This is a genomic window from Marinomonas polaris DSM 16579 (assembly GCF_900129155.1).
Lineage (GTDB): Bacteria > Pseudomonadota > Gammaproteobacteria > Pseudomonadales > Marinomonadaceae > Marinomonas > Marinomonas polaris.
This window is the reverse complement of record NZ_FQVF01000006.1, coordinates 54,836-79,863: the sequence shown is the minus strand read 5'-3', so window position 1 is coordinate 79,863 and position 25,028 is coordinate 54,836. Positions and strand designations below refer to the sequence as shown.

The 25,028-nt window shown below is 40.7% G+C and carries 24 protein-coding genes and 2 tRNA genes; 18 read left to right on the top strand and 8 right to left on the bottom strand.

The window, feature by feature from the left end:
* Nucleotides 1-73: 73 nt before the first annotated feature.
* The 12 genes from aspS (at nucleotide 74) to nadA (ending at nucleotide 10,119) form a co-directional block, all read left to right on the top strand.
* On the top strand, nucleotides 74-1,846 hold the full coding sequence (gene aspS / locus BUA59_RS07375) for an aspartate--tRNA ligase (RefSeq protein WP_072839076.1): 1,773 nt from the start codon (nucleotides 74-76) through the stop codon (nucleotides 1,844-1,846).
* 160 nt (nucleotides 1,847-2,006) lie between these two features.
* A complete protein-coding gene (gene ruvC, locus BUA59_RS07370) occupies nucleotides 2,007-2,564 on the top strand; it encodes a crossover junction endodeoxyribonuclease RuvC (RefSeq protein WP_072839075.1) in 558 nt (185 codons plus the stop codon).
* The gene (ruvA, locus tag BUA59_RS07365; protein WP_072839074.1) at nucleotides 2,561-3,163 is read left to right on the top strand and encodes a Holliday junction branch migration protein RuvA; all 603 of its coding nucleotides are present in this window, start codon (nucleotides 2,561-2,563) and stop codon (nucleotides 3,161-3,163) included. Before ruvC ends, ruvA begins: the two co-directional genes overlap by 4 nt.
* A 3-nt stretch (nucleotides 3,164-3,166) precedes the next feature.
* On the top strand, nucleotides 3,167-4,180 hold the full coding sequence (gene ruvB, locus BUA59_RS07360; RefSeq protein WP_072839073.1) for a Holliday junction branch migration DNA helicase RuvB: 1,014 nt from the start codon (nucleotides 3,167-3,169) through the stop codon (nucleotides 4,178-4,180).
* A 9-nt stretch (nucleotides 4,181-4,189) separates the two neighbouring features.
* Complete coding sequence (gene tolQ / locus BUA59_RS07355; protein ID WP_012069892.1) at nucleotides 4,190-4,870, top strand: protein TolQ; 681 nt, start codon at nucleotides 4,190-4,192, stop codon at nucleotides 4,868-4,870.
* Nucleotides 4,870-5,298 (top strand): protein TolR, encoded by a 429-nt coding sequence (tolR, locus tag BUA59_RS07350; protein WP_072839072.1) that lies wholly within the window; start codon nucleotides 4,870-4,872, stop codon nucleotides 5,296-5,298. The genes tolQ and tolR overlap by 1 nt, the downstream gene beginning before the upstream one ends.
* Complete coding sequence (gene tolA / locus BUA59_RS07345; protein WP_072839071.1) at nucleotides 5,298-6,239, top strand: cell envelope integrity protein TolA; 942 nt, start codon at nucleotides 5,298-5,300, stop codon at nucleotides 6,237-6,239. Before tolR ends, tolA begins: the two co-directional genes overlap by 1 nt.
* Complete coding sequence (gene tolB / locus BUA59_RS07340) at nucleotides 6,239-7,537, top strand: Tol-Pal system beta propeller repeat protein TolB (protein WP_012069895.1); 1,299 nt, start codon at nucleotides 6,239-6,241, stop codon at nucleotides 7,535-7,537. Before tolA ends, tolB begins: the two co-directional genes overlap by 1 nt.
* Nucleotides 7,538-7,556: 19 nt before the next feature.
* Nucleotides 7,557-8,126 carry a peptidoglycan-associated lipoprotein Pal gene (gene pal / locus BUA59_RS07335; RefSeq protein WP_072839070.1) on the top strand — a complete coding sequence of 190 codons (570 nt, stop codon included), beginning with the start codon at nucleotides 7,557-7,559 and terminating at the stop codon, nucleotides 8,124-8,126.
* A complete protein-coding gene (gene ybgF, locus BUA59_RS07330) occupies nucleotides 8,126-8,914 on the top strand; it encodes a tol-pal system protein YbgF (RefSeq protein WP_072839069.1) in 789 nt (262 codons plus the stop codon). Before pal ends, ybgF begins: the two co-directional genes overlap by 1 nt.
* Nucleotides 8,915-8,955: 41 nt before the next feature.
* Nucleotides 8,956-9,031: transfer RNA gene (locus tag BUA59_RS07325), tRNA-Lys, on the top strand.
* Nucleotides 9,032-9,072: 41 nt separating this feature from the next.
* Nucleotides 9,073-10,119, top strand: coding sequence for a quinolinate synthase NadA (gene nadA / locus BUA59_RS07320; RefSeq protein ID WP_072839068.1), 1,047 nt, complete (start codon nucleotides 9,073-9,075; stop codon nucleotides 10,117-10,119).
* 24 nt (nucleotides 10,120-10,143) lie between these two features.
* Here the strand turns inward: nadA and BUA59_RS07315 are convergent, their stop codons facing one another.
* On the bottom strand, nucleotides 10,144-11,658 hold the full coding sequence (locus BUA59_RS07315; protein WP_072839067.1) for a hypothetical protein: 1,515 nt from the start codon (nucleotides 11,656-11,658) through the stop codon (nucleotides 10,144-10,146).
* A 111-nt stretch (nucleotides 11,659-11,769) separates the two neighbouring features.
* Here BUA59_RS07315 and BUA59_RS07310 point away from each other — a divergent pair, with 111 nt between their 5' ends.
* Nucleotides 11,770-12,336, top strand: coding sequence for a nitroreductase family protein (locus BUA59_RS07310; protein ID WP_072839066.1), 567 nt, complete (start codon nucleotides 11,770-11,772; stop codon nucleotides 12,334-12,336).
* A gap of 93 nt (nucleotides 12,337-12,429) precedes the next feature.
* Nucleotides 12,430-12,517 (top strand) — tRNA-Ser (locus BUA59_RS07305).
* Between the two features lie 65 nt (nucleotides 12,518-12,582).
* On the opposite strand, the gene BUA59_RS07300 is transcribed toward BUA59_RS07305, so the two are convergent.
* The 4 genes from BUA59_RS07300 to BUA59_RS07285 form a co-directional block, all read right to left on the bottom strand.
* Nucleotides 12,583-14,481 carry a metallophosphoesterase family protein gene (locus BUA59_RS07300; protein WP_072839065.1) on the bottom strand — a complete coding sequence of 633 codons (1,899 nt, stop codon included), beginning with the start codon at nucleotides 14,479-14,481 and terminating at the stop codon, nucleotides 12,583-12,585.
* Between the two features lie 57 nt (nucleotides 14,482-14,538).
* Entirely contained in the window at nucleotides 14,539-14,937 is a 399-nt protein-coding gene (locus BUA59_RS07295; protein WP_072839064.1) for an acyl-CoA thioesterase, read from the bottom strand.
* Between the two features lie 24 nt (nucleotides 14,938-14,961).
* Entirely contained in the window at nucleotides 14,962-15,990 is a 1,029-nt protein-coding gene (locus BUA59_RS07290) for a GGDEF domain-containing protein (RefSeq protein ID WP_072839063.1), read from the bottom strand.
* Nucleotides 15,991-16,151: 161 nt separating this feature from the next.
* Nucleotides 16,152-16,496 (bottom strand): translation initiation factor, encoded by a 345-nt coding sequence (locus tag BUA59_RS07285; RefSeq protein ID WP_072839062.1) that lies wholly within the window; start codon nucleotides 16,494-16,496, stop codon nucleotides 16,152-16,154.
* A gap of 145 nt (nucleotides 16,497-16,641) precedes the next feature.
* Between BUA59_RS07285 and BUA59_RS07280 the strand changes: the two genes are divergently transcribed.
* The gene (locus tag BUA59_RS07280) at nucleotides 16,642-17,184 is read left to right on the top strand and encodes a GNAT family N-acetyltransferase (RefSeq protein ID WP_072839061.1); all 543 of its coding nucleotides are present in this window, start codon (nucleotides 16,642-16,644) and stop codon (nucleotides 17,182-17,184) included.
* Here BUA59_RS07280 and BUA59_RS07275 read toward each other — a convergent pair.
* The 3 genes from BUA59_RS07275 to BUA59_RS07265 are packed head-to-tail and all read right to left on the bottom strand — an operon-like array spanning nucleotide 17,153 to nucleotide 19,465.
* Nucleotides 17,153-17,881 carry a pseudouridine synthase gene (locus BUA59_RS07275; protein WP_072839060.1) on the bottom strand — a complete coding sequence of 243 codons (729 nt, stop codon included), beginning with the start codon at nucleotides 17,879-17,881 and terminating at the stop codon, nucleotides 17,153-17,155. The two genes, BUA59_RS07280 and BUA59_RS07275, sit on opposite strands and share 32 nt — an antisense overlap.
* The gene (locus BUA59_RS07270; RefSeq protein ID WP_072839059.1) at nucleotides 17,878-18,816 is read right to left on the bottom strand and encodes a D-2-hydroxyacid dehydrogenase; all 939 of its coding nucleotides are present in this window, start codon (nucleotides 18,814-18,816) and stop codon (nucleotides 17,878-17,880) included. Before BUA59_RS07270 ends, BUA59_RS07275 begins: the two co-directional genes overlap by 4 nt.
* Before the next feature lie 10 nt (nucleotides 18,817-18,826).
* Nucleotides 18,827-19,465, bottom strand: a complete 639-nt coding sequence (locus BUA59_RS07265; RefSeq protein ID WP_072839058.1) for an arylesterase — start codon at nucleotides 19,463-19,465, stop codon at nucleotides 18,827-18,829.
* A gap of 26 nt (nucleotides 19,466-19,491) precedes the next feature.
* Here BUA59_RS07265 and BUA59_RS07260 point away from each other — a divergent pair, with 26 nt between their 5' ends.
* Genes BUA59_RS07260 through BUA59_RS07250 form a run of 3 tightly spaced genes read left to right on the top strand, consistent with a single transcriptional unit; the run spans nucleotide 19,492 to nucleotide 25,020 of the window.
* Complete coding sequence (locus tag BUA59_RS07260; protein ID WP_072839057.1) at nucleotides 19,492-20,175, top strand: ABC transporter ATP-binding protein; 684 nt, start codon at nucleotides 19,492-19,494, stop codon at nucleotides 20,173-20,175.
* Nucleotides 20,172-22,631, top strand: a complete 2,460-nt coding sequence (locus tag BUA59_RS07255) for an ABC transporter permease (protein WP_072839056.1) — start codon at nucleotides 20,172-20,174, stop codon at nucleotides 22,629-22,631. Before BUA59_RS07260 ends, BUA59_RS07255 begins: the two co-directional genes overlap by 4 nt.
* A 40-nt stretch (nucleotides 22,632-22,671) precedes the next feature.
* Nucleotides 22,672-25,020: a DNA polymerase II gene (locus BUA59_RS07250; protein WP_072839055.1), complete on the top strand. Its 2,349-nt coding sequence runs from the start codon at nucleotides 22,672-22,674 to the stop codon at nucleotides 25,018-25,020.
* The last annotated feature ends 8 nt before the right edge of the window (nucleotides 25,021-25,028 follow it).

The following is a 25,028-nucleotide window of genomic DNA, read 5'->3' as shown; positions in this document are numbered from 1 at the left end:
ACATTACTGACCGAATAGAAAACGTTCTAAGAAAAAATCACTCTCTTACTGAGAAAGTAATAGGAAAGAAATTATGCGCAGCCATTATTGCGGCGAGTTAAATGCTTCTAACATTTCACAAGAAATTACCCTATGCGGTTGGGTTCATCGTCGACGTGACCACGGCGGAGTTATTTTCTTAGACGTTCGTGACCGCGAAGGGATTACTCAAGTAGTTTTCGATCCAGATCGTGCCGAAAGTTTTGCCCTTGCCGACAGTGTTCGTAATGAATTCGTTGTTAAGCTTAAAGGTTTAGTACGTGCCCGTCCTGAAGGCACAGTAAACCCGAATATGAATACTGGTGAAATCGAAGTATTGGGAACTGAACTTGAAATACTAAATGCTGCAAAAACACCACCGTTTCAGCTAGATGAGCACCAATCAGTAGGCGAAGACGTACGCTTGAAAAATCGTTTCATCGATTTGCGCCGCCCTGAAATTCAGCAAAAAATGCGTTTCCGTTCAAAAGTAACATCTGTATTACGTCGCTACTTAGATGGTAATGGCTTCCTAGATATCGAAACACCTATTCTAACTCGTGCAACGCCAGAAGGTGCGCGTGATTATTTGGTGCCTAGCCGTACACAACAAGGTAGCTTCTTTGCATTGCCTCAGTCTCCACAGCTGTTCAAGCAATTGTTAATGGTGTCTGGTTTTGACCGTTATTACCAAATTGCTAAATGTTTCCGTGATGAAGATTTGCGTGCCGACCGTCAGCCAGAATTCACTCAAGTGGACATCGAAACATCGTTCATGAGTGAAAAAGACATCATGGCAATGACAGAGGATATGATTGTCAGTTTGTTCAAAGAGCTAATGGATATAGATTTAGGCACTTTCCCACGTATGCCTTACTCTGAAGCGATGGAAACATACGGTAGCGATAAGCCAGATCTTCGTATTCCATTGACCATAGTGTCAGTATCTGACTTGATGGCGAGTGTAGACTTTAAAGTATTTTCCGGTCCTGCTAACGATCCAAAAGGTCGTGTTGCAGCACTTAAAGTGCCAGGCGGTAATGAGCTAACTCGTAAACAAATTGACGACTACACTAAATTTGTTTCTATCTATGGCGCGAAAGGCTTGGCTTACATCAAGGTAAACGATAAGTCTAATCTTGAAGAAGGTTTGCAATCTCCAATCGTTAAGTTCTTACCTGTTGAAGTGCGCGCTACTTTGCTTGAGCGTCTTGAGGCAGAAGATGGTGATTTGATCTTCTTCGGCGCGGATTCTGCTAAAGTGGTTAATGAAGCTCTTGGCGCGTTACGTTGCAAGCTAGGTGAAGATTTAAATCTTTATACTTGCAAATGGGCGCCATTGTGGGTTGTAGACTTCCCAATGTTTGAAGAGACAAGTGATGGTGGAATCACTGCTATTCATCACCCGTTCACTGCTCCTTCTTGTTCACCTGAGGATTTGAAAGCCAGTCCGTTGACTGCGTTATCACAGGCTTACGATATGGTACTAAATGGCACCGAGCTTGGTGGTGGTTCTATCCGTATTCACCAGTCTTCTATGCAAGAAACAGTATTTGGATTACTGAATATTAGCAAAGAAGAGCAGGAAGAAAAATTTGGTTTCTTGTTGGATGCATTGAAATTCGGTGCGCCACCACACGGCGGTTTGGCCTTTGGTCTAGATCGACTTGTGATGCTAATGACAGGTTCTAGCTCTATTCGTGATGTTATTGCTTTCCCTAAAACGCAAAGTGCAACTTGTCTATTGACGCAAGCGCCAGGTGAAGTAAGCGAGAAACAATTAAAAGAATTGAACATTCGTATTAGAAAACCTGCTGTTGAATCATAGAAATAACTCTTAAACTTATTCTAAAACAGTAAGTTATGTTAAGAGATTGAAAGAAAAACGTAAAAGGCCGCTTATTAGCGGCCTTTTTTATGTTTTGCCATTGCATACTTTGTAAAGGGCTGTTGAAATATACAGTAATTATAAAAGGCACAGAAAAAGCATGGCCACGACCAGAATTTTAGCAATTGACCCCGGCTCTCGAATAACAGGCTTTGGGATTGTTGACGTTACAAATGGTAAATCTATTTACGTAAATAGTGGTTGTATTCGATTACCGGATGAGGCGTTATCAGTTAGGCTTAAATATATATTTCAAAATGTTTCAGCGTTATTGGAAGAATACAAACCAAATGAATTTGCTATCGAGGAAGTATTTTTGGCCAAGAACGCTAATTCGGCGTTAAAGCTTGGCCAGGCTAGAGGTGCTGCTATTGTTGCTGCATCTCTTCAAGAACTTGAGGTGCATGAATATGCCGCTCGAAGAGTTAAGCAATCGGTTGTCGGTAATGGTAATGCTGATAAAACTCAAGTTCAAATGATGGTTCAGCTTTTATTAAATTTGACCTCCAAGCCTCAAGCTGATGCGGCTGATGCTTTAGCAATTGCTTTGTGTCATGCTAATACACGAACTTCTGGCGGGCTTGAATACGGTGTCGGAAAGCGAGCGGGGCGTGCTTCTAAGCGTTGGACAGAACAAGATGTAAGGAAAACTTTGTGATCGGACGAATTGTCGGCACTTTGATAGAGAAAACACCGCCAGAACTAATGGTTGATGTTAATGGTATTGGCTATGAAGTTAGTGCTTCTATGACCACTATTTATGATTTACCTCAGATCGGAGGGCAGGTGACATTATTTACTCACCTGTTAGTTAAAGAAGATTCGCATACACTTTATGGCTTTATCGATAAAAATGAGCGCGCTTTATTTCGAGTTTTAATTAAAGTAAATGGTATTGGTCCAAAAATGGCATTGGCGATTTTGTCGAGCATGTCATCTGAAGAACTGATTGCCAATGTTCAAGAATCTGATGTAACTGCATTAACGCGTATTCCTGGAGTAGGTAAGAAGACGGCTGAGCGACTCATTATTGAGTTAAGAGATAAGCTTGGTCAGGCAGCAAAAACTGATTTATTTTCAGCTCCTGCTGTTTTGCGTCAGGTACAAGCTGACCCTAGGCAGGAAGCAGAAGCGGCGCTCATATCTCTTGGTTATAAACCACAAGAAGCGGCGAAAGCCATTGCGGGTGTTCCAATGGATGCCGCTAATAGTGAAGATGTTATTAAAGCGGCTTTAAAAGGGATGCTAAGGAAATAAAACATGATTGAGCAAGATCGTATTATTTCTGCTGAACTTAAAGGTAACGATCGTCAAGTAGATCGGGCAATACGTCCGCAAGCGCTTGCTGAATATATTGGTCAGCCCGTTGTTCGTGAGCAGATGGAGATTTTTATCCAAGCTGCAAGGCAGCGTAGTGAACCATTAGATCATACGCTAATATTTGGGCCTCCAGGATTGGGAAAAACAACTCTTGCTCACATCATTGGTAATGAGATGGGGGCTGAGGTAAGAACAACTTCTGGCCCCGTTCTTGAAAGAGCTGGAGATTTAGCGGCACTGCTAACAAATTTAAATGAAGGCGACATTCTATTTATTGATGAAATACATAGATTAAGTCCAGCAATTGAAGAAGTTCTTTATCCAGCAATGGAGGATTATCAGCTGGATATAATGATTGGCGAAGGTCCAGCTGCTAGGTCAATTAAAATTGAACTCCCACCATTTACACTTGTCGGAGCAACTACACGAGCAGGCTTACTGACATCTCCATTGCGAGATCGCTTTGGAATTGTGCAGCGCTTAGAGTTTTATGATGTTGAATCATTGACAACCATTGTGGCTCGGTCTGCTGGAAAAATGGGTATGGAGCTTGATCAGCCTGGTTGCTTTGAGGTAGCTAGAAGGTCAAGGGGGACGCCGAGGATAGCAAACCGCTTGTTACGCCGTGTTAGAGATGTGGCTCAGGTGAGTGGAGAAGTGCTTGTAGGGCAAAAAGTTGCTCAAAGGGCGCTAGATATGTTAAGTGTAGATAGTCAGGGCTTCGATCACTTAGACAGACGTATGTTATTGACTATGATAGAAAAGTTTGACGGGAGACCGGTTGGTCTAGATAGCGTCTCTGCCGCCTTAGGTGAAGACAAAGATACTATTGAAGACGTCATTGAGCCGTTTTTAATTCAGCAAGGCTTTATAATCAGGACACCAAGAGGCCGTCAGGTTACAAAGCGTGCATATGAACATTTTAATTACCAACTACCTTCAGATTTTAAATAGAGGTTAATAATGTCAATTTGGGGACTTATCGCCAGCGCTAGTTTTGTTGTTCAGCTTGTAATGTTGATACTGCTAGCTGCTTCCATTTTTTCATGGATTGTAATATTTCAAAGAATTCGTGTTTTAAAAGAAGCAAAAAAGGTGCGTACCGCATTTGAGGAAAGTTTTTGGTCGGGTATCGATCTTAGTCAGCTTTATCGCAAGCTCACACAAGAAGGTCGCAAAGTTGAAGGTATGGAAAATATCTTCACTTCTGGTATTAAAGAATTCACTCGACTAAGACAGAGTCATAATGTTGATCCAGAAGCCATTATGGATGGTGTTCAAAGAGCAATGCGAGTGGCGCTTTATAGGGAAGAAGAAAAGCTGGATCAACATCTACCTTTTTTGGCAACTGTTGGCTCAACAAGTCCTTACATTGGTTTGTTTGGTACTGTTTGGGGGATTATGCATTCTTTTATCGGTCTTGCAGAAGTTCAGCAAGCAACGTTAGCAACAGTTGCACCAGGCATTGCAGAGGCACTTATAGCAACAGCGATAGGTTTAGCTGCTGCTATTCCTGCAGTAATTGCCTATAACCGCTTCTCTTCTACGGCAGAATCCCTTGGTTCTAGTTATGAGAATTTCGCAGATGAATTTACTAGTATCCTACATCGTAAGGTACATGTGAGAGAGGGAGGCGCTGTATAGTGGCTCGCGCAAGAAGAAGAAACAAACGCCGTCCAATGGCTGAGATCAACGTCGTACCTTATATCGATGTCATGTTGGTTTTGCTTGTTATTTTTATGATTACAGCGCCAATGCTTACGCAAGGTGTTGATGTTGAACTGCCGAATGCAAATGCAGCGCCAATTCAAGATACAGAAAATGATGTCATGATTGCCTCTGTTGACTCTAAAGGTAAGTACTATTTAGATGTTGGCGGTAAGCAAGAATCAATCGCTTTGTCTCAAATACAAGATAGAGTGAGAAAAGTATTAAGTCAAAACCCAAAGATGTCTGTATTAGTAAGAGGGGATAAAAATGTCCCTTATGGTGATGTCATTGGTCTTATGGTTACACTGCAAAGTGCAGGTGTTCCAAATGTAGGTTTAGTGACTGAGCCGGATAAAAATTAATGAAGTGGTTACGTAGTGACAATTATAGTATCCCAACCGTGCTGGCTATAGGTTTACACGTTGGTATTGTTGTGGCAGGTTTTGTTGCTATTGATTTTAGCGACAATGAAATTCCAAAACCTAAGCGGCCGCCTATTGTTAATGCTACTGTTGTTGATGTCTCTCAAACCATAATAGGTAAAAGAGAGTCTGATGAAAAAGCAGCAAAACAACAGGCCGCAGCATTAGCAGAAAAAAAGAAAAGCGAAGCTGAGCAGGCTCGGAAAAAAGAAGCACAGCGTAAGGCGTTAGAGGAAAAGCAAAAGCAGCTCGCTCAAGCTAAACAGGCAAAAGATAAAGCAGAAGCTGAAAAACAAGAAACTGAAAGAAAGCAAAAAGCAGCTGAACAAAAGCGTACAGCGCAAGAGGCAGAAAGTAAGCGTTTGGCTCAGGAGCAGGCTGATAAAAAACGTTTAGCCGAAAAAGAAGCCAGCGAAAAGAAAAAACAAGAGCTTGCTCGTAAGGCTGAAGCTGATCGAGTAGCCGAAGAAGAGCGGAAGCGTCAAGAGGAAGCCGCTAAATTGGCGGAGAAGAAGAAAGCTGAAGAGGCGGCAGCCAAGGCTGCAGCGGAAGAGGCGATGCAGCGAGCTGCTGATGAAGCTCAAATGGTTCAGTCTATCAGTGGGCTAATAAATGATAGGGTTACTGCAGCTTGGATTCGCCCTCCAAGCGCTCGAAACAATATGAAAGCTCAATTGCGCATTTATTTTCTGCCTAATGGTGAAGTTATGAATGCTCAAATTACGAAAAGTAGTGGAGATGCTTTATTTGATCAAAGAGCAGTTGATGCTGTTTATAAAGTAAGAAAAATTGAAGAGTTATCGAAGGTAGACTCGTATGTTTTTGAACGAAATTTTCGTCAGGTAGATTTAATTTTTAACCCGCAAGATTTGAGAAACTAATGATGTTTAAAAAATGCTTGAGTGTTTTATTCACTTGCTTAATATTTATAAGCTCAGCTAGAGCCCAATTAGTTATTGAAATAACAAGTGGTGCAGATCAGTTATTACCTATTGCTGTTGTGCCTTTTGGATATGAGGGTGTGGATGCACTGCCTGAGGATATTGCTCAAATAGTCGAGGCTGACTTAGCGCGTAGTGGTCTATTTCAGCCTATTCCTCGATCTAATATGTTAAGCATGCCATCAAAGGAAGCGGATGTTTTTTATAGAGATTGGCGGCTTTTGAAAAGTGATTATGTTGTTATTGGTGCAATAAAAAAGCTGCCTAACAATCAATATCGTATTGGTTTCGAATTATTGAATGTTTTAAGTCAAAAGCCGGTGCAAAAGCATAGTTCTATTGATGTCAGTGCAAGAAACTTCCGCGATGCGGCTCACTATATTAGTGATAAAGTTTACGAATTATTGACAGGTACAAGAGGCGCATTTAGTACTAGAATATTATATGTTACTGCAGAAGGTGATAAAAAAGCTCCATTGTTTAAATTGCAGGTTGCAGATGCTGACGGACATCGTCCTCAAGTTGTTGTCGAATCTAAAGAGCCGATATTATCTCCGTCATGGAGTATGGATGGCAGAAAAATTGCTTATGTAATGTTTAGAAATCGACGCCCGAATATTTTCATTCAAGAATTAGCAACTGGGAAGCGTCAGCAAATCGCACAATTTAGAGGATTAAACGGTGCGCCAGCTTGGTCACCTGATGGAAAAAAATTAGCATTGGTTCTTTCTAAAGATAATAACCCTGAAATTTATACTTTAGACATCGCGACACAGAAACTTGAGCGTATGACAAACCATTATGCTATAGATACCGAGCCAAGCTGGGAGCCAGATGGTAAGGGAATTGTATTCACATCTGATCGAGGCGGTAATCCGCAGATATATCGATTAGATGTAAATAGTAAGCGTGTAGAGAGGGTTACTTTTGAAGGTGATCTAAATACCAGAGCGAGAATGACGCCAGATGGTCGCTATCTTGTTACGGTTCAAAAGAATGATGGTAATTATCATATTGCACTTCAAGATATGAAAACTGGCCGAGTTCAAATTCTCACAGAGACTTACTTAGACGAATCGCCAAGCATTGCGCCAAATGGTAGCATGGTGATGTATGCCACAACCTATCAAGGAAAGGGTATCTTAGCCGTAGTATCCGTTGATGGCCTTGTAAAATATAGGTTACCATCAGCAGACGGAGATGTACGAGAACCATCTTGGTCCCCGTATTTCAAATAAAGACATTGAGGAGTGAATAATGAGTGTAACAAAACTAGGTAAGTTTGCTGTAATTGGTTTGTCTGCAGCTTGGATTGCAGGTTGTAGCACAACAGCAACAGATACTGATTCTTCAACTGTTGCTGAAGATGCCAATTCAACTGAACAAGCAAACGAAAATACTGACCAAGCATTTGGTGCTGGTCAAGATGGCGCTATGACTAGTGTTATTGTTGATGAAAGTGCGGCTACTAATGACAATGGCATGGATTCTTTAGCTGGGGTTCAAACTGTATTCTACTTTGATTTTGATAAATCGATTGTGCGTCCAGAATCTCGTGAAGCTCTAGCAAAACATGCTGAATATTTAGTATCACACCCAGATGCACGTATCGTTTTAGAAGGTCATGCTGATGAGCGTGGTACTCGCGAATACAACATGGCTCTAGGTGAGCGTCGCGCTAAAGCAATTAGTCGTTATTTGACAATCCAAGGTGTCGCTGCTTCTCAAATTGAAACAGTAAGCTTTGGTGAAGAAGTTCCTGTTGCCTTCGGTCATGACAGTAACGCTTGGCAGTTAAACCGTCGAGTTGAAGTTCGTTACGAATAATGATTTCTAAAGTCGTAAGAATTCGCTCTTTCGCAATGGCGCTGTGTCTCACAGCGCCATTTGCGCTAGCTGAATCTCAAATGGCAAGTGGTGGACTTTCCCCTAATGCCGCTGCAGATCTACTTTTTCAATTGGAAACACTGCAACAGGAGGTTCAAAGCCTTCGTGGACAATTGGAAGATCAAGGTCATGAATTAAAGCTAATGAAAGAGAGTCAAAGAGATCGTTATATTGATCTCGATAAACGTATATCCTTACTTATGTCTGCATCTGCGAGCGAACCGAAGTATTCTTCTGCTCCAGAGCCAAGAGTAGAGCAACCAGCTACTCAAGCATCGGTACAAAAAATAAATAATTCAACTAATTCACTAGCGGCTTCGCCTCTAGCACCTATTAGTTTGCAACCACCCACTGCACAAGCTCAACAAGCTTATAATGATGCTTATAATTTAATTCGTCAGAGAAATTTTGATGAAGCGGAAACCGCATTTTCAGAGTTTGTAAAAGACTATCCGAACAATTCTTTAACAGGGAATGGTTATTATTGGTTGGGAGAAGTTAAATTAGTTCAAGGTAAGTCTAGAGAGGCTATAGAAGCATTTTCTACTGTGATTCAAAACTTTCCAGGACACAACAAAGAACAAGACTCATTATATAAGTTAGGCACTGTTAGTGATCAGCTTGGTGATACAACAAAAGCTAAGTCCTATTTACAGGATGTAATTCGACGCTTTCCCGATAGTAAAGCTGCTAAACTAGCTGCAGGGTATTTGAGTAAAATTAAATAACTTGCATTTCTCAACGGGCTCTGTAATATACGCAACCCGTTGGGTCGTTAGCTCAGTTGGTAGAGCAGTTGACTTTTAATCAATTGGTCACTGGTTCGAATCCAGTACGACCCACCAACATCTCTCATTCCGCTCCCAGTTTCTTAAGGGGTAATGATATGTCCGAACTTTTTGATAAAGCAGCACTTCGCAATACAGTTCAAAAGTATTTGTCTGAAGCAGAAAAAAGTCTTGAAATAAAATCTGTCGATGATGATCAGATTCGTGATGAGATCAAGTCTTTACTTAAGCAAAAAAATGCCGTTCTAGTTGCTCATTACTATACTGAAGATGCTATTCAAGAGCTCGCAGAAGAGACTGGTGGAATAATTGCTGACTCTTTAGAGATGGCGCGCTTTGGTGCAAATCATGACGCTAAGACTCTTGTTGTTGCCGGTGTTAAATTCATGGGTGAAACCGCAAAAATACTTAGCCCAGAAAAAACTATTTTAATGCCGACCCTTGAAGCAACATGCTCACTGGATATTGGCTGTCCGATTGAAGAGTTTTCAGCTTTTTGCGATCAGCATCCAGATAGAAAAGTGGTTGTCTATGCAAACACTTCAGCTGCAGTTAAAGCGAGAGCAGATTGGGTCGTAACCTCTAGCATTGCTTTAGATGTTGTAAATCATCTCGTAGAGCAGGGCGAAAAAATTATTTGGGCACCTGACCAGCATTTGGGGGGATATATCCAGCGTGAAACTGGTGCCGATATGATTCTTTGGGATGGTGCCTGTATCGTTCACGAAGAGTTCAAGGCAAAAGGTATTTTGGATTTAAAAGCGATATATCCAGATGCTGCCGTACTTGTTCATCCAGAATCCCCAGAAGCGGTTGTTGAGGTGGCAGATGTTGTGGGTTCAACATCCCAGTTGCTAAATGCATCAAAGAATATGTCAAATGATACCTTTATTGTCGCCACCGATAGGGGTATTTTCTATAAAATGAAGCAAGCATCACCAAATAAGCGTTTCATAGAAGCACCTACGGCTGGCTCCGGCGCAAATTGTCGTAGTTGTGCGCATTGCCCTTGGATGGCATTAAATAGCTTGGAGATGCTTCGTAACTCGCTCAGAGATAGCTCTGGTGAAATTCATGTGTCTGAAGAAACTAGAATTAAAGCATTGATTCCACTACAGCGAATGCTTGATTTTCAAGTAAGATAATTTTTATCTTCAGTTTAGGGATAGTTAACTATTTAGCGTCCCTAAATATTTCATTTCTAAATCTGAAAATGCCAGCTGTAGGCGATCACATTCAAGACTCTTTTTATTATATGTGACTCTCAGAGTTTGATAATCTTTGCTTGATATCATCTCAGATAATTTCTTTTTTAGCTCAGTGGTTGCTTGAGCTAACTGTCTATTTATTTCCCTTTGCTTTATGAGTGGCTTTGACTGACTTCTAGAGCCATGAGCACCACTTAATCCAAGAGTCTCTATCTTTTGCTTTAATTCATTATTAGTGTTTTCTGCAGACTCTAACTCTTGCGCCAATAGAGTAACGCAGGTTTCTGATTCTTGCAGTAAGCGCTCTAGCATTTTTGCATCTTTATCTTGCTCTATAAGACTAACGGATGACATGTTTTCAAGTGCGGTATTTAAGCCATCACGCAATGAGCCAAGGGTTTCTTTTTTATTTGCACTTAAAACTTGTAAATTGCCAATCGCCGTTTCATTACTTTTACTTAGCTGCTTTTCTAATTCAGCAAGTTTTGCATCTTTCACACTAATATCTTGCCTTAGTGAAGTGATGGATAAATTTGACGTCTCGAGTTCTGCTTCTAATTGCAGTATTAGCACTTGTGACTCTTTAGACATACGCTCCATTTTGGTTATAGCAACTTTTTGAGCCTCAATAGCCGCATATGTATTATTGTTTTTATATGCCTTGTCTATCTCGCTCTTAAGTTGCTCGATTACCATTTTTTGCCGATCAGAAAGGCTGCTTAAGCTAGAAATTTGTTTAAAGGAGGCGTTGCGTATCGCTTTTTCTTGCTTTTGAGCAGTTGGAATCTGCAAATTGAATTCGGAGCTACTTCCTGTATGATCAGATTGTTTTTGCTCTAATTTTTTAATTTTTTCCTGTAAGTCATTAATTTCAATCTTTAACCGCTGCTGTTCTGCTTTTTTTATTTCTAATTGCTTGAGGCGCTTTGTAGCTCGATCAATATTTTTTCGTAAATCTTCATTTAGCAAAGTTTGGTTTTTTGATAGTGACTCTTTAGTGATAAGTATTTCGGTAGCCTGAAAAAACTCGTCTTCCATCTCTTTTAGATTTTGATGTAATTCTTCAGGGTTGGTTGTTTGTAATTTAGGTGCTGACAATGCGTACAATAAGCTGGATAAGAAGCGGTTTAATATAGGCTTTGGTTTTTCACTAACTTGATTTAACAAAATAGCTCTTTCGGCTTTAAGTACCGTCCCCCAAATTTTCAATCTGTTTATTTCATGCGGATCTAGCTTACCCGGTACGATGGAATTTGCTGCAAAATTAATCTGCAAATCTAAGTAATGGGCTAATCCCTTGTAAGAGTTTGAGTCATCTATTCCATCAGTAGGGTCTAAAGTCTCTTTAGGGGAAACGCTAGTGTGTTTTGCTAACTTCTTTTTGGCAAGTGAATGAGACAGCCATAAAAAAACACCATTGGCCAACAGTAGGAAGGTACTTAACTCAAGCAGTGCCCAAATCAACCACTTTGACATAAAAAACTCCTAGACCCTAAAGTAATAAATATGATATCCATTATCATTAAACTATAGCAAATCATTATTTTAGCTTGCTGTTTTTCTTATGTTAGCGGAATTAAATATTTTATGAGTAAAGAATTTATAACATTCATGCGTAATCGTGTATCACAGGCAGCACTTAATTCACCAGCGCCATCCGAAAGCGAATGGGAGTCCATTCTTAGTGCTGCAAGTCGCGCTGCGGACCATGGAAATCTTAAGCCGTGGCGTTTCTGTATTTATGAGGGGGAGGGGCGAGCAAAACTTGGTCAGATTTATTGGCATCATGCTTTATCTGAAGTAGAACTAATGCCTGAAAGCAAGGAGGACGCTTTTGTTAAAAAGGCATATCGAGCACCAGCTGTTTTGTTAATCTATGCGAGAATTCAGGATCACCCAAAAGTCCCTCCAATAGAGCAGATTATGGCTGCTTCCGCAGCCGCTCAACAAGTTTTACTGGGATTAAATGCGCTTGGTTATGGTGGTATGTGGCGCAGTGGCCCAGCGTGTTTCACTCAAAAAACAAAAGAACTTTTATCACTAGAAAAAAATGATCAAATAATTGGGCTAATTTATGCTGGAACGCCAAAAGAAAAATCAGCATTTACTCCAGAAGTAGAGCTTGGTACTCACTTAAAATGGGTAAGAGATTAATTTTTAAGACTAATTTGATAAAAACTAGTTGCAATCCTTTTCCCTCATCACTAGAATATGCGCACAAATTACGCACTGCGTATATAAAGTTTTGGTGAGCTGTCCGAGTGGCCGAAGGAGCACGCCTGGAAAGCGTGTATGTCGAAAGGCATCAAGAGTTCGAATCTCTTGCTCACCGCCATTATTTGAAAAAAGACATCATATGATGTCTTTTTTTTCGAGTTTAATTTATTGAATTCGCTGTGTTTATTCCCAGGTAGCATCTTGTTCAGATAATTTAAAGTGTATGTCACGACCATCAGAGCACATTTGCACAACTGCTGATGGCGAGCCATCGTCATTTAATGTTACTAAGCTTATTCCTGCTCCATTCAGAAGGCGCTCACCATGAGCAGCGGTTTCTGGTTTATGCGGAATGACTTTCATGCTACGACGTCGAGTAAACCAGTTTAGTGGTGATCGAGGTGAATAAAGCCAGCGATTTAAGCGATCAAATATATCTAATAGCTTTCCAGGGAATTCATTTTTAATTCCGCTACTGGTTATTTGCCACAAGTCTGATCCTTGTTTATTCCCGCGCTGCTGAATGTCGTAAACAAAAGAGTAGTGAACATCTCCTGAAAGTATGACAAAGTTCTTCGGTGTTTGGTTATGCTTGAACATATTCATTAGGGCATAAGCTGAGCCTGGGTGAGCCATCCAGTTTTCTGCATCAACCATCAGAGGTTTACCAAGCCAAGTAAATACCCGTTGGATACTTTCGATTAGTTTAACTCCAAAAATAGGAGCTGGTGATACAAGCACGACCGCATCGAGTCCCTTTAATTGCTGCTGTAGGTCAGTTAGTGCCTCCCAATCCATTAGGCCCGAAGGGTTTTCCAGTGATTTCTCTGATCGCCAGCGCTGAGTACGAGTATCCAAAACAACAAGGGGAGGTGTTATCTGCCAAGTATAATTCCATTTAGAAAAACGAAAGAGCTCCTGTATTAACTCATCATGTTCTACTCTGCCTGGATGATTTAGCACTTTTTGAATTTCGTTTATAAGCTCGTTCGAAAAGTGTTCAGGTGCATTTCCCCAGCCTTGGCATATTAAATAGCCAAGCAGGGCGTTACCGATAATGCGAGCTGAAAATGGGTGGTTATAAGCTGTTTGCTCCCATGCTGCAGTAAGGTTCCAATCATCCGTAATGTCGTGATCATCAAAAATCATTGCGACTGGTAAATGCGCTAGAGCACGACGAACCTTGGATAAACCCTTAACAAAGTCTTGCAATATAAGAGTTTGTTTCGAAAAATCTTTCTTTTGTTCATCAGATAAACCTGACGGTTGCGACCAACCATTATCACCTAATAACAAATCCCAACCCTTAGGTGACCAAACTAGAGCGTACATAGAAAGTATTTCAGCCAAAGAAATCAAATGATTTTGAGCAGTGTCGGTTGTGAAGACAGGCTTTCGTACACCGCCAAAAATTTGATCAATCATGCTACGGTTTACTTTATTCTCAGGTAAAAGTGTTTCTCTTGCGTAGTAATAAGAGGATTCTCTATGTAACTGCTGGGCGCTTTCAATTTCAATACAAGGTAGCTTTTCATCATACATACCAAGATGAGGTATCAACTGATGAATAGCCCATAACATTGGAGCAGCTACATCATCTGCATAAATTTGATCTCCGCTCATCATTAAAATACTAGGCCAATCCTTTGGATCTGTATTTTGTAACAACTCATCAACCCTTAATAACCCATCTTTACTAGAATGATGAGGCTTGCGACAAGATCCGTGCAGCATTTTATTTATGCTTGGCTGTAAGATAAAAAATGGCAGTGATTGCTCAGGATAAACAAGATCCTCTGCCCATTTAGTCCAGTCAAGGCCATTAAGCCGTAGATCATAATGAATAGGGTTGTTAATTGGTAAAGGAGTTTCTAGCTTAATATCGAGTAGCTGTATGAATAGTTTTTCACCGGCCTTCAGTTGGGTATGACATTCAGTTATCTGAGAGTCTTTTAGTACAAATAAAGCTGTTTTGTTTTGAGTTAATATTAAGTCAACCGTAACAGGCTCTGTCGTCATCAACCAGAACGTAAGTCGATCCGTTGTCATTCTTCGTAATAACGGGCCAGCTAATACCTGCATAATTTCCTCATATCAACTTGTTGAATACTGCATATCAGTATTCAACAAGTTATTGATTTAGGATGCAACCAAATGGTCAACAATAGGTAGGCCTTTCTTAGTGGTAGATGTGACTGTCATCTTTGCACTTAGTATTAATTGGTCATTGTCAGATTGATGTACTTGCTGGAGGAAATTAAGCTTGAGCTTCGATACTCGCTCTATTGTTGTGTGGATATAAAAAGTATCACCACTTCGCAAAGATCGCATGTAGTCTAATTCTGCCTTGATCAAAACAAGATATATGCCTTGCTTGGTGATCTCGGCAAAATCTAACCCTCTTGATTTTATAAATTGATGCCTGGCGTGCTCTAAATAATTTTGATACACCGAATTGTTAACGATTCCCTGCATATCACACTCGTAATCGCGAACCTCAAAATAAATGCGATCTTTGTGATCTAATTTGTCCTTCATAGTGTGGCCTTAAAAAATTGGGATTTATTCGTGGTGGGCAATTCGATTTTTGCCAGACCGTTTTGCGTATAACAAATAATGTTGTGATCGCTCAACTAGCTCACTAGGGCTTTCGTCACCGAATAAAGTAGCCACACCTATGGACACAGTCACTTGGCGTAGCAGCACTTTGGTGTTTTTGTAGCGTATTTTTTGAATTGAAACTTCATTGCGAATAGATTCAGCTAGCTGAGATGCAACACTCAACTCTGTTTCACTCAGTAGCATAGCAAATCGACCACCTTTAAGGCGCGCAATAAAACCATTTTCAGGCAATAACTCAACTAAAAGTTTTGCTACGTATCGAATGAGTGAAGTGCCAGCTTTATTACCATATTCATGATTAATTTCAGCAAGGTTATCAATATCTATTAACAATAGGGTTAAATCATCCTCAGCATAAGGTACTAAGGAGAATAATGACCGTTCAAAACCTTTCTCATTAGCTAGTAAAGTCATTGCATCAAGTTCAGTATTCTTTTTTACATCTAATAGTTCGGAGCGAAGACTAGCTAATTCTTCTTGGGCAGAAAGTAGAGCGCTGCTAAATTTTTCAATTGCTTGATTAGCTTTGAAAGCACCTCGCTCCAACAAAAGAGCAACCTGTTCTACTTGAGCGGGTTCACTGGTATTTTTTAGTGCGGCTTTTGCAGTACGTAACGTTCCATTAAATCGCTCAAGCTCACTAGAAATGCTGCTGGTGTCTGTCTCTAAATTAGTGGTAAGACTTTTTAGTACTGAACCTTGGCGGTGAGCATGCTGGAACTCTTCAGGAAGTAAGAACTCATTGAATAGCTCTTGTGAAACAAAGGCAGGTAAACTACCAAATCGACGTAAAGCACGATCAACAACTTGGTTGAATTTTGGATTTTTATTTGACGCATATTCATACCATATACCATAATTATAAGGTGTCGGCGGAATATCTAACTTCACCATAAGTGGTATTGCTGATCGCATTAGTTGATTAGCTTGCTTAATATTATGCTGGAACATCGGAACCCCTGCTGCCATTACTTACTACCAAGACGTCCCATTTCATCGGTGGCAATTCATGTTTTATAAAAGAGCGCGAAAGCTCGGTAACATTACGGCTTCGATTTTATAACGATTTAGTTATGTTTTCTCATTCTTGAAAACATGAATATAGTAAGACTAATAATTTATAATAGCCATTAGCCACCCGTAAATTTACTAGAAAAACCTTCTTTTTCAAGCAACTCTTTTATTTTTTGTCGATTATCTCCTTGCACTTCAATCTGGCCATCTTTTACAGCGCCACCGACACCACATTGCGTCTTTAGTTTTTTGCCCAGTATCTTTAATGCATCTTCAGTAAGAGGAAGGCCAGTAATAACAGTTACACCTTTACCTTTTCGGCCCTTTGTTTCTAAGGCTATTAGAACTTTTCCATTACCAATAACGTTATCATTTTTGCATTGACACTCAGAAATAGGGTGTTCGCAGCTTGAGCAAAGCCGACCTTGGTCTGTTGAATACACTAAATTTCGATTTTTCATGGATTTTGGCAACCTCTACCATCCGTTGACACACAGTATTTTATCATTTCAATAAAAGCGAATCAGATAAAAATTGCTAAATTCGACATTTAGTTAAAATCTGCACTAAGCTGATGATAATACCAGTTAAAAAATGCGTGCTGATATGAAAAAATTACTGAGAATTCGTCAAGCCACTGAGGCTGATCTTAGATGTATTTTGCTTTTTGAGTTTCGTAACCGAGGCTGGTTTTCCCAATTTTTACCAAGCCAAGTACTAAGGCAACAAACGGAAATTTATTTTAAGCGATTACTTAGAAGTAATTTGAAGCATTTGCAATATCTGGTGTACTTACCAAACGATGTCCTGATTGGTCGTTTTAATGGACAAATATTAAGCAATAAGTCAGTTGAAGTTTCCTATCGAATCGCTAAAAATTTCACTAATCTAGGGATTGCAAAGCATGCGTTAAAACACATACTTGTTCTTTGGGCAAGTAAAGGTATAACTGAAGTGTATGCACAAGTAGCAGATCATAACAAAGCCTCAATTAAAGTCCTTCTCTCATGTGGCTTTGAAATTAATGAAATCCAAAAAAATGCGATAAATTTAGATCCAGAGATCCATGACTGCTTAGTGTTTCGCTGGTCATTTGCAGAAGATTTACCCTATAAAGTCAATCAGTTCGATAATATTCCAGTTTGTTAAGTATGTTAATTATCTTGTCACTGAAATCTGCTTTTAACGTAATAGGCTGATTTGTAATAGGATGATTGAATTCAAGACTTGAAGCGTGAAGCATCAATCTAAAGTCGTCAGACCAAATTTCTTTAGCGACTTTATTAATATGGCGACAGCCATAACAAGAATCACCCACTAGCGGATTCAAATGGTGTTTAAAATGTCGACGAATTTGATGTTTTCGACCTTGCTTGGGGGTCACTTCTAGCCAGCTTAAACGCATGCTGTCATATCGACTCACAGGAACAGGAAGTAGATACTGACTTAGTCGAGTAAAGCTAGTTTCAGCCTCTCTTTCGGTACCTTCAATTTTAAAACGAGATCTACCTTTCTGCTCATTAAGCTTAGCAAGAGGGTAATTAATCACACCATAATCATCGCAATAACCACGCACTAAGCAGTGATAAGTTTTCTTAGTTTTAGATTCAGCGAACTGAGCTGAAAGGCGCCTTGCTACTTCTGGGCTAAATGCCATCACTAATACCCCGGATGTTCCTCGGTCAAGGCGATGAACAGGAAATACCCATTTCCCTGTTTGATCTCTCAACCTTTGAACAACAGCGTCTTCTTCGTCTTTGGCCAAATTGGTTCGATGAACAAGCAAGCCTGCTGGCTTGTTGACGGCAACCAAGTGTTCATCTTGAAATAAAATAACTAGCGTCATTCTGGCTTATCTATGAAAGAAGTTATTTTATCCATAGCCATGTCGACTAATGTTTGCATCGCTTCATCACTTGCCCAAGCAATATGAGGAGTCAGTAAGAAATTTGGCTGTTTGGTAAGAGCTTGGAGTGGATGATCTAGCTGCATAGGTTCTTGTGTTGAAACATCAAAAGCCGCACCTGTGATGGTATTGTTTTCGAAAGCTCGTAACAGCGCATCCTCATCAACAATACCGCCACGGCTGATATTTAGTAATAGGCAGCTCTTTTTCATTAACGAAAACTCGGCATCACTGATTAGATTTTTTGTTTCTGGTGTTAATGGGCAATTGATACTGATGACATCGGCGAGCTTTAAGGACTCTTCGAAGTTGATGTAACTAGGTCTAGTATTTGTAGTTCCTTTGCGATCGGCAAAGATCACCTTCATTCCGAAAGCAAGCGCGATAGCAGCCACTTTTTTACCTAAGGTTCCGCCGCCTATGATAACCATAGTTGAACCTGACAAATCTTTAATCGGGTAATCAAGAAAACAAAAATATTCAGAAGTGGCCCATCTACCAGATTTTACCGCATCTAAATACGATGCAAGATTTCTTCTTAGAGCCAGCAGCATAGCAAAAGTATGTTCAGGCACGCTGATTGTAGAGTAATCCGCTACATTTTGAACGGCGATATTTTTATCCTTACAGGCTTTTAGGTCTACGTTATTGGTACCTGTCGCCATTACTTGTATAAGTTTTAAATCTGACGCGCTGTTAATCGCAGCAGCATTAACAACGACTTTATTGGTAAGTACAATACTTGCACTTTTGATACGTTCTGCTACTTCCTCAAGAGCCGTATTGTCGTATTCAACAACTTCACTAATTTGTGTAGGCAACTGGATTTTGATGTACTCAGGAAATGATCCTCTATCTAGAAAAACCGCTTTCATCTCACCTTCCTTATTTTTTTGACTGAATTTTATCTAATAGTGGTTGTAAATATGGCAGTATATTTTGCAGTACAATCGGTTGACCTTCTTTATTCGGGTGTAAGCCGTCGTTTTGCATTAGATTTTTGTTTAACGCTACATTTTCAAGCATAAAGGGTAGATAAGCGATGTTGTACTTACTAGCAATATCCTTGTACAAATTGAAGAACATTTGCGTATAGCGTTTACCGTAATTTTGCGGAATCTGATTGCCAATTAGCAATACAACAGCTCCACTACTTTGAGCTTGCTCAACCATTTTTTCCAAATTTTGTGTGGTCTGATCTAAAGGGTAACCACGTAATGCATCATTGGCGCCAAGCTCTAACACTATCAAATCTGGTTTATGAATGGCTAAAAGATTGCCAAAACGAGACAAACCACCTTGTGTTGTCTCGCCACTAACACTGGCATTAATAACTTGTATTTCAGGGTGAGATTGAGAAAGTTGATTTTCAAGTAAACTAACCCAGCCATCTTGTTGTCGTAAGTTATATGCCGCACTGAGGCTATCGCCCATAACAAGTAAAGTAGAAGCCGAAGCGAATGAACTAATGAATAGCAGCGTGACTATTGTACACAGCTGCCTTAATTTTTTTTTGAAAAACATATCAAACCTTTTTAGAGTGAATCACCATGGCTAGAAACACCGCGATTAAAGTGTCTAATTTAACCCATACAGTGACATCGAATACAGGGAATTTAACCATATTGAAAGGAATCAATATGGAAATCAAGGAAAGTGAGTCCGTTGCTATTGTCGGTTCATCTGGCTCAGGCAAGTCCACTTTACTAGGTTTGCTAGCCGGATTAGATGTGAATACATCCGGTGATATTTTTCTTTATGAACAAGAGTTCTCTAGCCAAACAGAAGAGCAAAGAGCACTCGCTCGAGGCCAATACGTTGGTTTTGTCTTTCAATCGTTTCATCTTTTGCCTAGCCTGCAAGCCATTGAAAATGTCATGTTACCCGCCGAACTAAAAGGCGATAAAGACGCACGCAAGAAGGCAGAAGTATTACTTGAGAAAGTCGGCTTGTCGCACAGGTTAACCCATTACCCGAATCAGCTGTCAGGGGGTGAACAGCAGCGCGTCGCAATTGCTCGTGCATTTGCTTCTAACCCTAAAATTTTGTTCGCAGACGAGCCTACAGGCAACCTTGATGAAGAAAATGGAAAGCTTATTATTAAATTGCTATTCGATCTTAATCAATCTCAAGGTACGACATTGGTGATGGTAACTCATGATAATGAGCTTGCTAAAATGTGCGACCGTCAATTGGTCATGTCTGCAGGTCAGCTAACGGAAAAATCTTTATGAGTTTTACCTTTCGTTTAATGTTCAGAGATATTCGTAGTGGTGATTTGCTCACACTTCTATTGGCTTTGGTTATCTCAGTGAGCACAGTCACATCGATAGGTTTGTTCATTGATCGCTTACAATTATCCTTCGAACAAGAGTCTGCAAACCTTATAGCGGCCGACCGTCTAATCCGCTCAGATGACATTATTCCAGCAGAATGGGAAACAAAGGCGAAAGAACTGTCTTTGCAAACCGCGCAAAGAACGTCTTTCACTACTATGATGTTCGCTGGTGATTCACTTCAGCTTTCTCAATTAAGTGCAGTTAGCGATGGCTATCCATTAAAAGGCGCTTATCTTGTCGACGACGTTTTATTTGGCACAGGTAAAAGTTCGACCGAAACGCCTAAGCAGGGAGAAGTTTGGGTGTCTTCGCGTTTAGCTAGCTTGCTTAAAATTACCCTTGGTGATCAAGTTGAAGTGGGAGACGCCTCGCTTAAAGTCACAAAATACCTAGTGCGAGACCCCGGTTCAAGCACTTCTGCGTTTGCTATTTCTCCACGTGCCGTGATGAACATGGCTGATCTTGCGGCAACCAATGTAATTATCCCCGGTAGCCGAGTACGTTATTCACTCTTACTTGCAGGACAGAAAGCTTCGCTTGAAGAGTATGAAACTTGGATAACGCCACAATTAAATGAAGGCCAGCGCTGGCAAACTCCCACTCAACGTGGTGAACGTATTGGTGACACTATCGGACGGGCTGAGTCGTTTTTATTACTAGCCGGTACTTTAGCCGTAGTCATGTCTGGTGTCGCTATGGCGCTTGCTTCGGCTCGGTTTGTAAAACGTCACTTGATGCAAGTAGCTATTTTAAAAACACTAGGTGCAACGCCAAAATTATTAGGACGATTATTTTTCCTACAGCTTTTTACTTTATTTCTTGTCGGTGCCGCGATTGGTTTGAGTATCGGCTGGGGCATGCAGGAAATAATCGCCTCTTTGCTGTCTGGATTAATGTCGACAACATTACCAGAACCCTCTATTAGTCGTTTGTGGCTGGGTGCAGCGACTGGGCTAATATCCATGGTGGCTTTTTGTCTACCGCTGATGTCCCATCTTATCAAGATTTCGCCATTATCTGTGTTGCAGCCTAATGCAAAAATTGAACTTAATACCTTTACCATTTACGTAATCGGATTCATCGGTATGTTTGGATTAATGTGCATGTATACCAATGGCTTCTTGCTGCCAAGCATTATGACTGCTGCCATTTTGGGGATTGCACTGTTTGTTGCAGCCATTGGTTGGTTGGCTTTTAAACTTGGCCGTTCGTTGACGTCAGGAGCCACCAGCGGTTGGCAAATAGGTCTTGCTTCCCTATATAGAAGGTTGATACCAAACCTATTTCAACTTTTGGTATTCACGTTAATCATCATGCTTTCTTTGATTCTTATTGGAGTTAAATCCAGCTTGATTGCTGACTGGCAACAACAACTACCAGAAGATGCTCCAAATCATTATTTATTCAACGTACAAGCGGACCAAATTGACCCGATTAATGACCAAACGACTCAATTGGGTCTCAAAAAATCCGATTGGTATCCTATGGTGCGTGGTCGTGTCACGGCAGTGAATGATCAAACCGTACAATCTCTTTATCCTGACGAAAAGGGCGAGCCTGAGCTTTATGAACGAGAGCTAAACTTAACTTGGTCAGACACGCTTGGAAAGGGCAACGAACTTGTCGAAGGCGATTTTTCTGCTGAAGGGCTTTCAGTCGAGCAAAAGGCAGCTAAAGAAGCAAACCTAAAAATAGGAGATAAGCTGACTATAAATATTGGTAGCAATATTGTCACCTTGCCTATTACTTCCGTTCGTACTGTTGACTGGGGATCAATGCAACCCAATTTCTATCTAATTTTGCCTAAGAGTGCGTTAGAAGATTATCCTGCCAACTTTGTAAGTAGTTTGTTTGTGAGTGATATAGAAGCGCAGTCTTTTTATCGATTGATGGCGAAATTCCCTACGGTTTCTATTTTGAATGTGGGCGATATTTTAAAGCAAATACAGACGATAATAGGGCAGTTGTCTCAGGCTATTCAGTTGGTGTTATTTTGTATTCTTAGTGCTGGCGCTTTGGTGTTATTGGCCAGCGTTCGCTCGACACTAGAAGAACGCCTAGAGGAAGGCGCCTTGTTGCGAGTGCTAGGTGCTAGAGGTGCATTAGTCAGACAGGCGTTGTTGGTGGAATTTGGCGCTCTTGGATTCTTTGCCGGACTCATTGCCGCCATAGGCGCAGAAACCTGCTTATTTGGTTTGCAGGTTTTTGTGTTCAACGCCGAAGCGAATTTTCACCCATTATTATGGTTGTTGGGACCCGCGATTGGTGTGGTAGTCATATCAACGATTGGTATATTTGCTAGTAGGACTGTGTTAAAAGTGCCGCCCATGCTTTTACTACGTGGGTTATAATTTAATAAAATAAGCACTTTTAAAATACTAGGCTGTTTAGATGTTTGTAGAAAAAACTGGCTATATTGTGAGCCGCCACACACGTGATGTTAGCGGTCACATTGAAATGAGCCTTTTTATAAAAACACCGGAAGGGACGGTAAAAGTCCTTCCGGATAGGCAGCTTAGCGTATTTTTTACCGATGCACCGCTCGATAGTCTTCCAGCTGATATAACGGGCGTGCAATGTTCTGAATCTGCATTGAAGTCATTCAATAACGAGCCAGTTGTGTTAGTTCAAAGCACTAGCCTAATGCTCCACCAGCAAATGATTAATTTGGTAAAGCGTAATGGCTTCTCTGTTTTTGAAGAAGATATTAAGGCTCACAATCGTTATTTGATGGAACGCAATATTAGAGGTGCAGTGCGTTTTATTGGTGTCCCCGACTCAAGTAATCAAACTTTTCGCCAAGCCAGGGTCATTGCTGGTGATTGGCAACCAGATTGGAACGTTTGGTCACTGGATATCGAAACCTCTGTTTCAACAAACACCTTGCTTTCCATAGGCATTACGTCACGAGATCAACGAGTCGCTTTCGTGGTAACCAACCAAGAGACCAGTTCTCCAATCATTCGTCGCTTCAGTGATGAGAAAAGCTTATTGCTGGCGTTTATTCGTTATGTAAAAAAGCATTCCCCAGATATTTTTATCGGTTGGAATTTAATAGGGTTTGATTTGCAATTTATTGATCAGCGCTGCCAAATTTTGGGGATTCGTCCGGCGTTTGGTGCTAATGGTGAAAATTGGAACATTCGTTCATCCGATAACCAAGGCAAATACTTTGCCAGCATTCCCGGACGCGTAGCGTTAGACGGCATCACTTTATTAAAAGTAGGCGGTTATCATTTTGAATCCTACAGTCTAAACAACGTCAGTAACGAAATCCTTGATGATGGCAAGCTGTTGCATGGGAGCGAACGCTGGCAAGAAATTGAAAGACTGCACAAAGAAGATCTAGGTGCGTTTGTTGCTTACAACCTGCAAGATTGTGATCTTGTCATGCGCATCTTTGAAAAACTAAAGCTCATAGAATTACAACAAACTCGAGTAGATTTAACCGGTATTCCTTTTGAACAAACTGGTGGATCAGTCGCAGCTTTTGAAAACCTGTATTTACCTCGATTGCATTCGGCAGGTTGGGTTGCTCCTGCTTGGAGTGACGATGACTTTGTTGCCAGCCCCGGCGGTTTCGTTATGTCATCTATACCTGGACTATATAAAAATGTATTGGTATTTGATTTTAAAAGCTTGTATCCAAGTATTATTCGCACCTTTCACGTTGACCCTTTAGCCCGTATAGCCGCCCAACACTCAGCTAGCTTAGTTCAGGATAAATTATCAGTTACACAGCTTGTTCCCGGTTTTTTGGGAGCAAGTTTTGATCGCCAACAAGCTATTTTGCCCTCATTAGTTGGTGAGCTCGCTCAAGCAAGGGAAGAAGCCAAAAAAGTAGGTAATGGCATTTTAAGTTACGCCATTAAAATTATCATGAATTCCTTTTACGGCGTACTGGGTTCAAATGTCTGCCGCTTTTATCACGCCGAATTAGCAAGCTCTATCACCATGCGTGGCCATGAATTGTTAGGTAGAACTCAAGTCTGGATGGAAGAGCGTGGCGCTCGAGTGATATATGGCGATACAGATTCTCTCTTTGTCACATTAAACAGCGAGCAAGAAGACCCTCAAAAACAAGGTGAGCGATTGCGCGACGACATTAATGCCTGTTTATCAAACTGGTGTAAGGAATACGCTCAGCTTGACTCCCATTTAGAGCTTGAATTTGAGCGAGTTTACGAACGATTTTTCATGCCTACAATACGCGGGCAAGAAGAAGGCAGCAAAAAGCGCTATGCAGGAAAATCAAACGGAGAACTTGTCTTTAAAGGCTTGGAGGCCGCTCGAACCGATTGGACGCCTTTGGCAAGGCAGTTTCAGCGAACCTTGTTTGAAAAAGTATTTAGTGATGAAAACCCAATTTGTTACATTCAAGAGACTATCGCAAAACTTAGAGCGGGTGACTATGATGATCAGTTGGTTTACAGCAAGCAGTTGAGTCGACCGTTGTCTTCTTACACTAAAAATAAGCCACCGCATGTCAGAGCGGCCGCCATGATTGATCAAAAAAGAGCAGAGCAGGGACTCCCCCTAGAATACAACAAAGGTAGGAAGCGTGTTTATTACCTTTATCAGCGCTCTGGCGTGGTGCCTTATGAAAGTCCTGAGAATTTGATTGATTTGGATTACGAGCATTACATCGAAAAACAGATAGAACCTATTGCCGATAGCATATTGCCATTTTTCAAAACCAATATGGCAAGTTTGCTCTCGCAACAAATCTCTTTGCTTTAGTTTTTATT

Coding starts and splice junctions, on each gene's coding strand:
- aspS (WP_072839076.1), top strand. CDS start 74: ATGCGCAGCCATTATTGCGGCGAGTTAAATGCTTCTAACATTTCACAA.
- ruvC (WP_072839075.1), top strand. CDS start 2,007: ATGGCCACGACCAGAATTTTAGCAATTGACCCCGGCTCTCGAATAACA.
- ruvB (WP_072839073.1), top strand. CDS start 3,167: ATGATTGAGCAAGATCGTATTATTTCTGCTGAACTTAAAGGTAACGAT.
- tolQ (WP_012069892.1), top strand. CDS start 4,190: ATGTCAATTTGGGGACTTATCGCCAGCGCTAGTTTTGTTGTTCAGCTT.
- tolA (WP_072839071.1), top strand. CDS start 5,298: ATGAAGTGGTTACGTAGTGACAATTATAGTATCCCAACCGTGCTGGCT.
- tolB (WP_012069895.1), top strand. CDS start 6,239: ATGATGTTTAAAAAATGCTTGAGTGTTTTATTCACTTGCTTAATATTT.
- pal (WP_072839070.1), top strand. CDS start 7,557: ATGAGTGTAACAAAACTAGGTAAGTTTGCTGTAATTGGTTTGTCTGCA.
- ybgF (WP_072839069.1), top strand. CDS start 8,126: ATGATTTCTAAAGTCGTAAGAATTCGCTCTTTCGCAATGGCGCTGTGT.
- nadA (WP_072839068.1), top strand. CDS start 9,073: ATGTCCGAACTTTTTGATAAAGCAGCACTTCGCAATACAGTTCAAAAG.
- BUA59_RS07315 (WP_072839067.1), bottom strand. CDS start 11,658: ATGTCAAAGTGGTTGATTTGGGCACTGCTTGAGTTAAGTACCTTCCTA.
- BUA59_RS07310 (WP_072839066.1), top strand. CDS start 11,770: ATGAGTAAAGAATTTATAACATTCATGCGTAATCGTGTATCACAGGCA.
- BUA59_RS07300 (WP_072839065.1), bottom strand. CDS start 14,481: ATGCAGGTATTAGCTGGCCCGTTATTACGAAGAATGACAACGGATCGA.
- BUA59_RS07295 (WP_072839064.1), bottom strand. CDS start 14,937: ATGAAGGACAAATTAGATCACAAAGATCGCATTTATTTTGAGGTTCGC.
- BUA59_RS07290 (WP_072839063.1), bottom strand. CDS start 15,990: ATGGCAGCAGGGGTTCCGATGTTCCAGCATAATATTAAGCAAGCTAAT.
- BUA59_RS07285 (WP_072839062.1), bottom strand. CDS start 16,496: ATGAAAAATCGAAATTTAGTGTATTCAACAGACCAAGGTCGGCTTTGC.
- BUA59_RS07280 (WP_072839061.1), top strand. CDS start 16,642: ATGAAAAAATTACTGAGAATTCGTCAAGCCACTGAGGCTGATCTTAGA.
- BUA59_RS07275 (WP_072839060.1), bottom strand. CDS start 17,881: ATGACGCTAGTTATTTTATTTCAAGATGAACACTTGGTTGCCGTCAAC.
- BUA59_RS07270 (WP_072839059.1), bottom strand. CDS start 18,816: ATGAAAGCGGTTTTTCTAGATAGAGGATCATTTCCTGAGTACATCAAA.
- BUA59_RS07265 (WP_072839058.1), bottom strand. CDS start 19,465: ATGTTTTTCAAAAAAAAATTAAGGCAGCTGTGTACAATAGTCACGCTG.
- BUA59_RS07260 (WP_072839057.1), top strand. CDS start 19,492: ATGGCTAGAAACACCGCGATTAAAGTGTCTAATTTAACCCATACAGTG.
- BUA59_RS07255 (WP_072839056.1), top strand. CDS start 20,172: ATGAGTTTTACCTTTCGTTTAATGTTCAGAGATATTCGTAGTGGTGAT.
- BUA59_RS07250 (WP_072839055.1), top strand. CDS start 22,672: ATGTTTGTAGAAAAAACTGGCTATATTGTGAGCCGCCACACACGTGAT.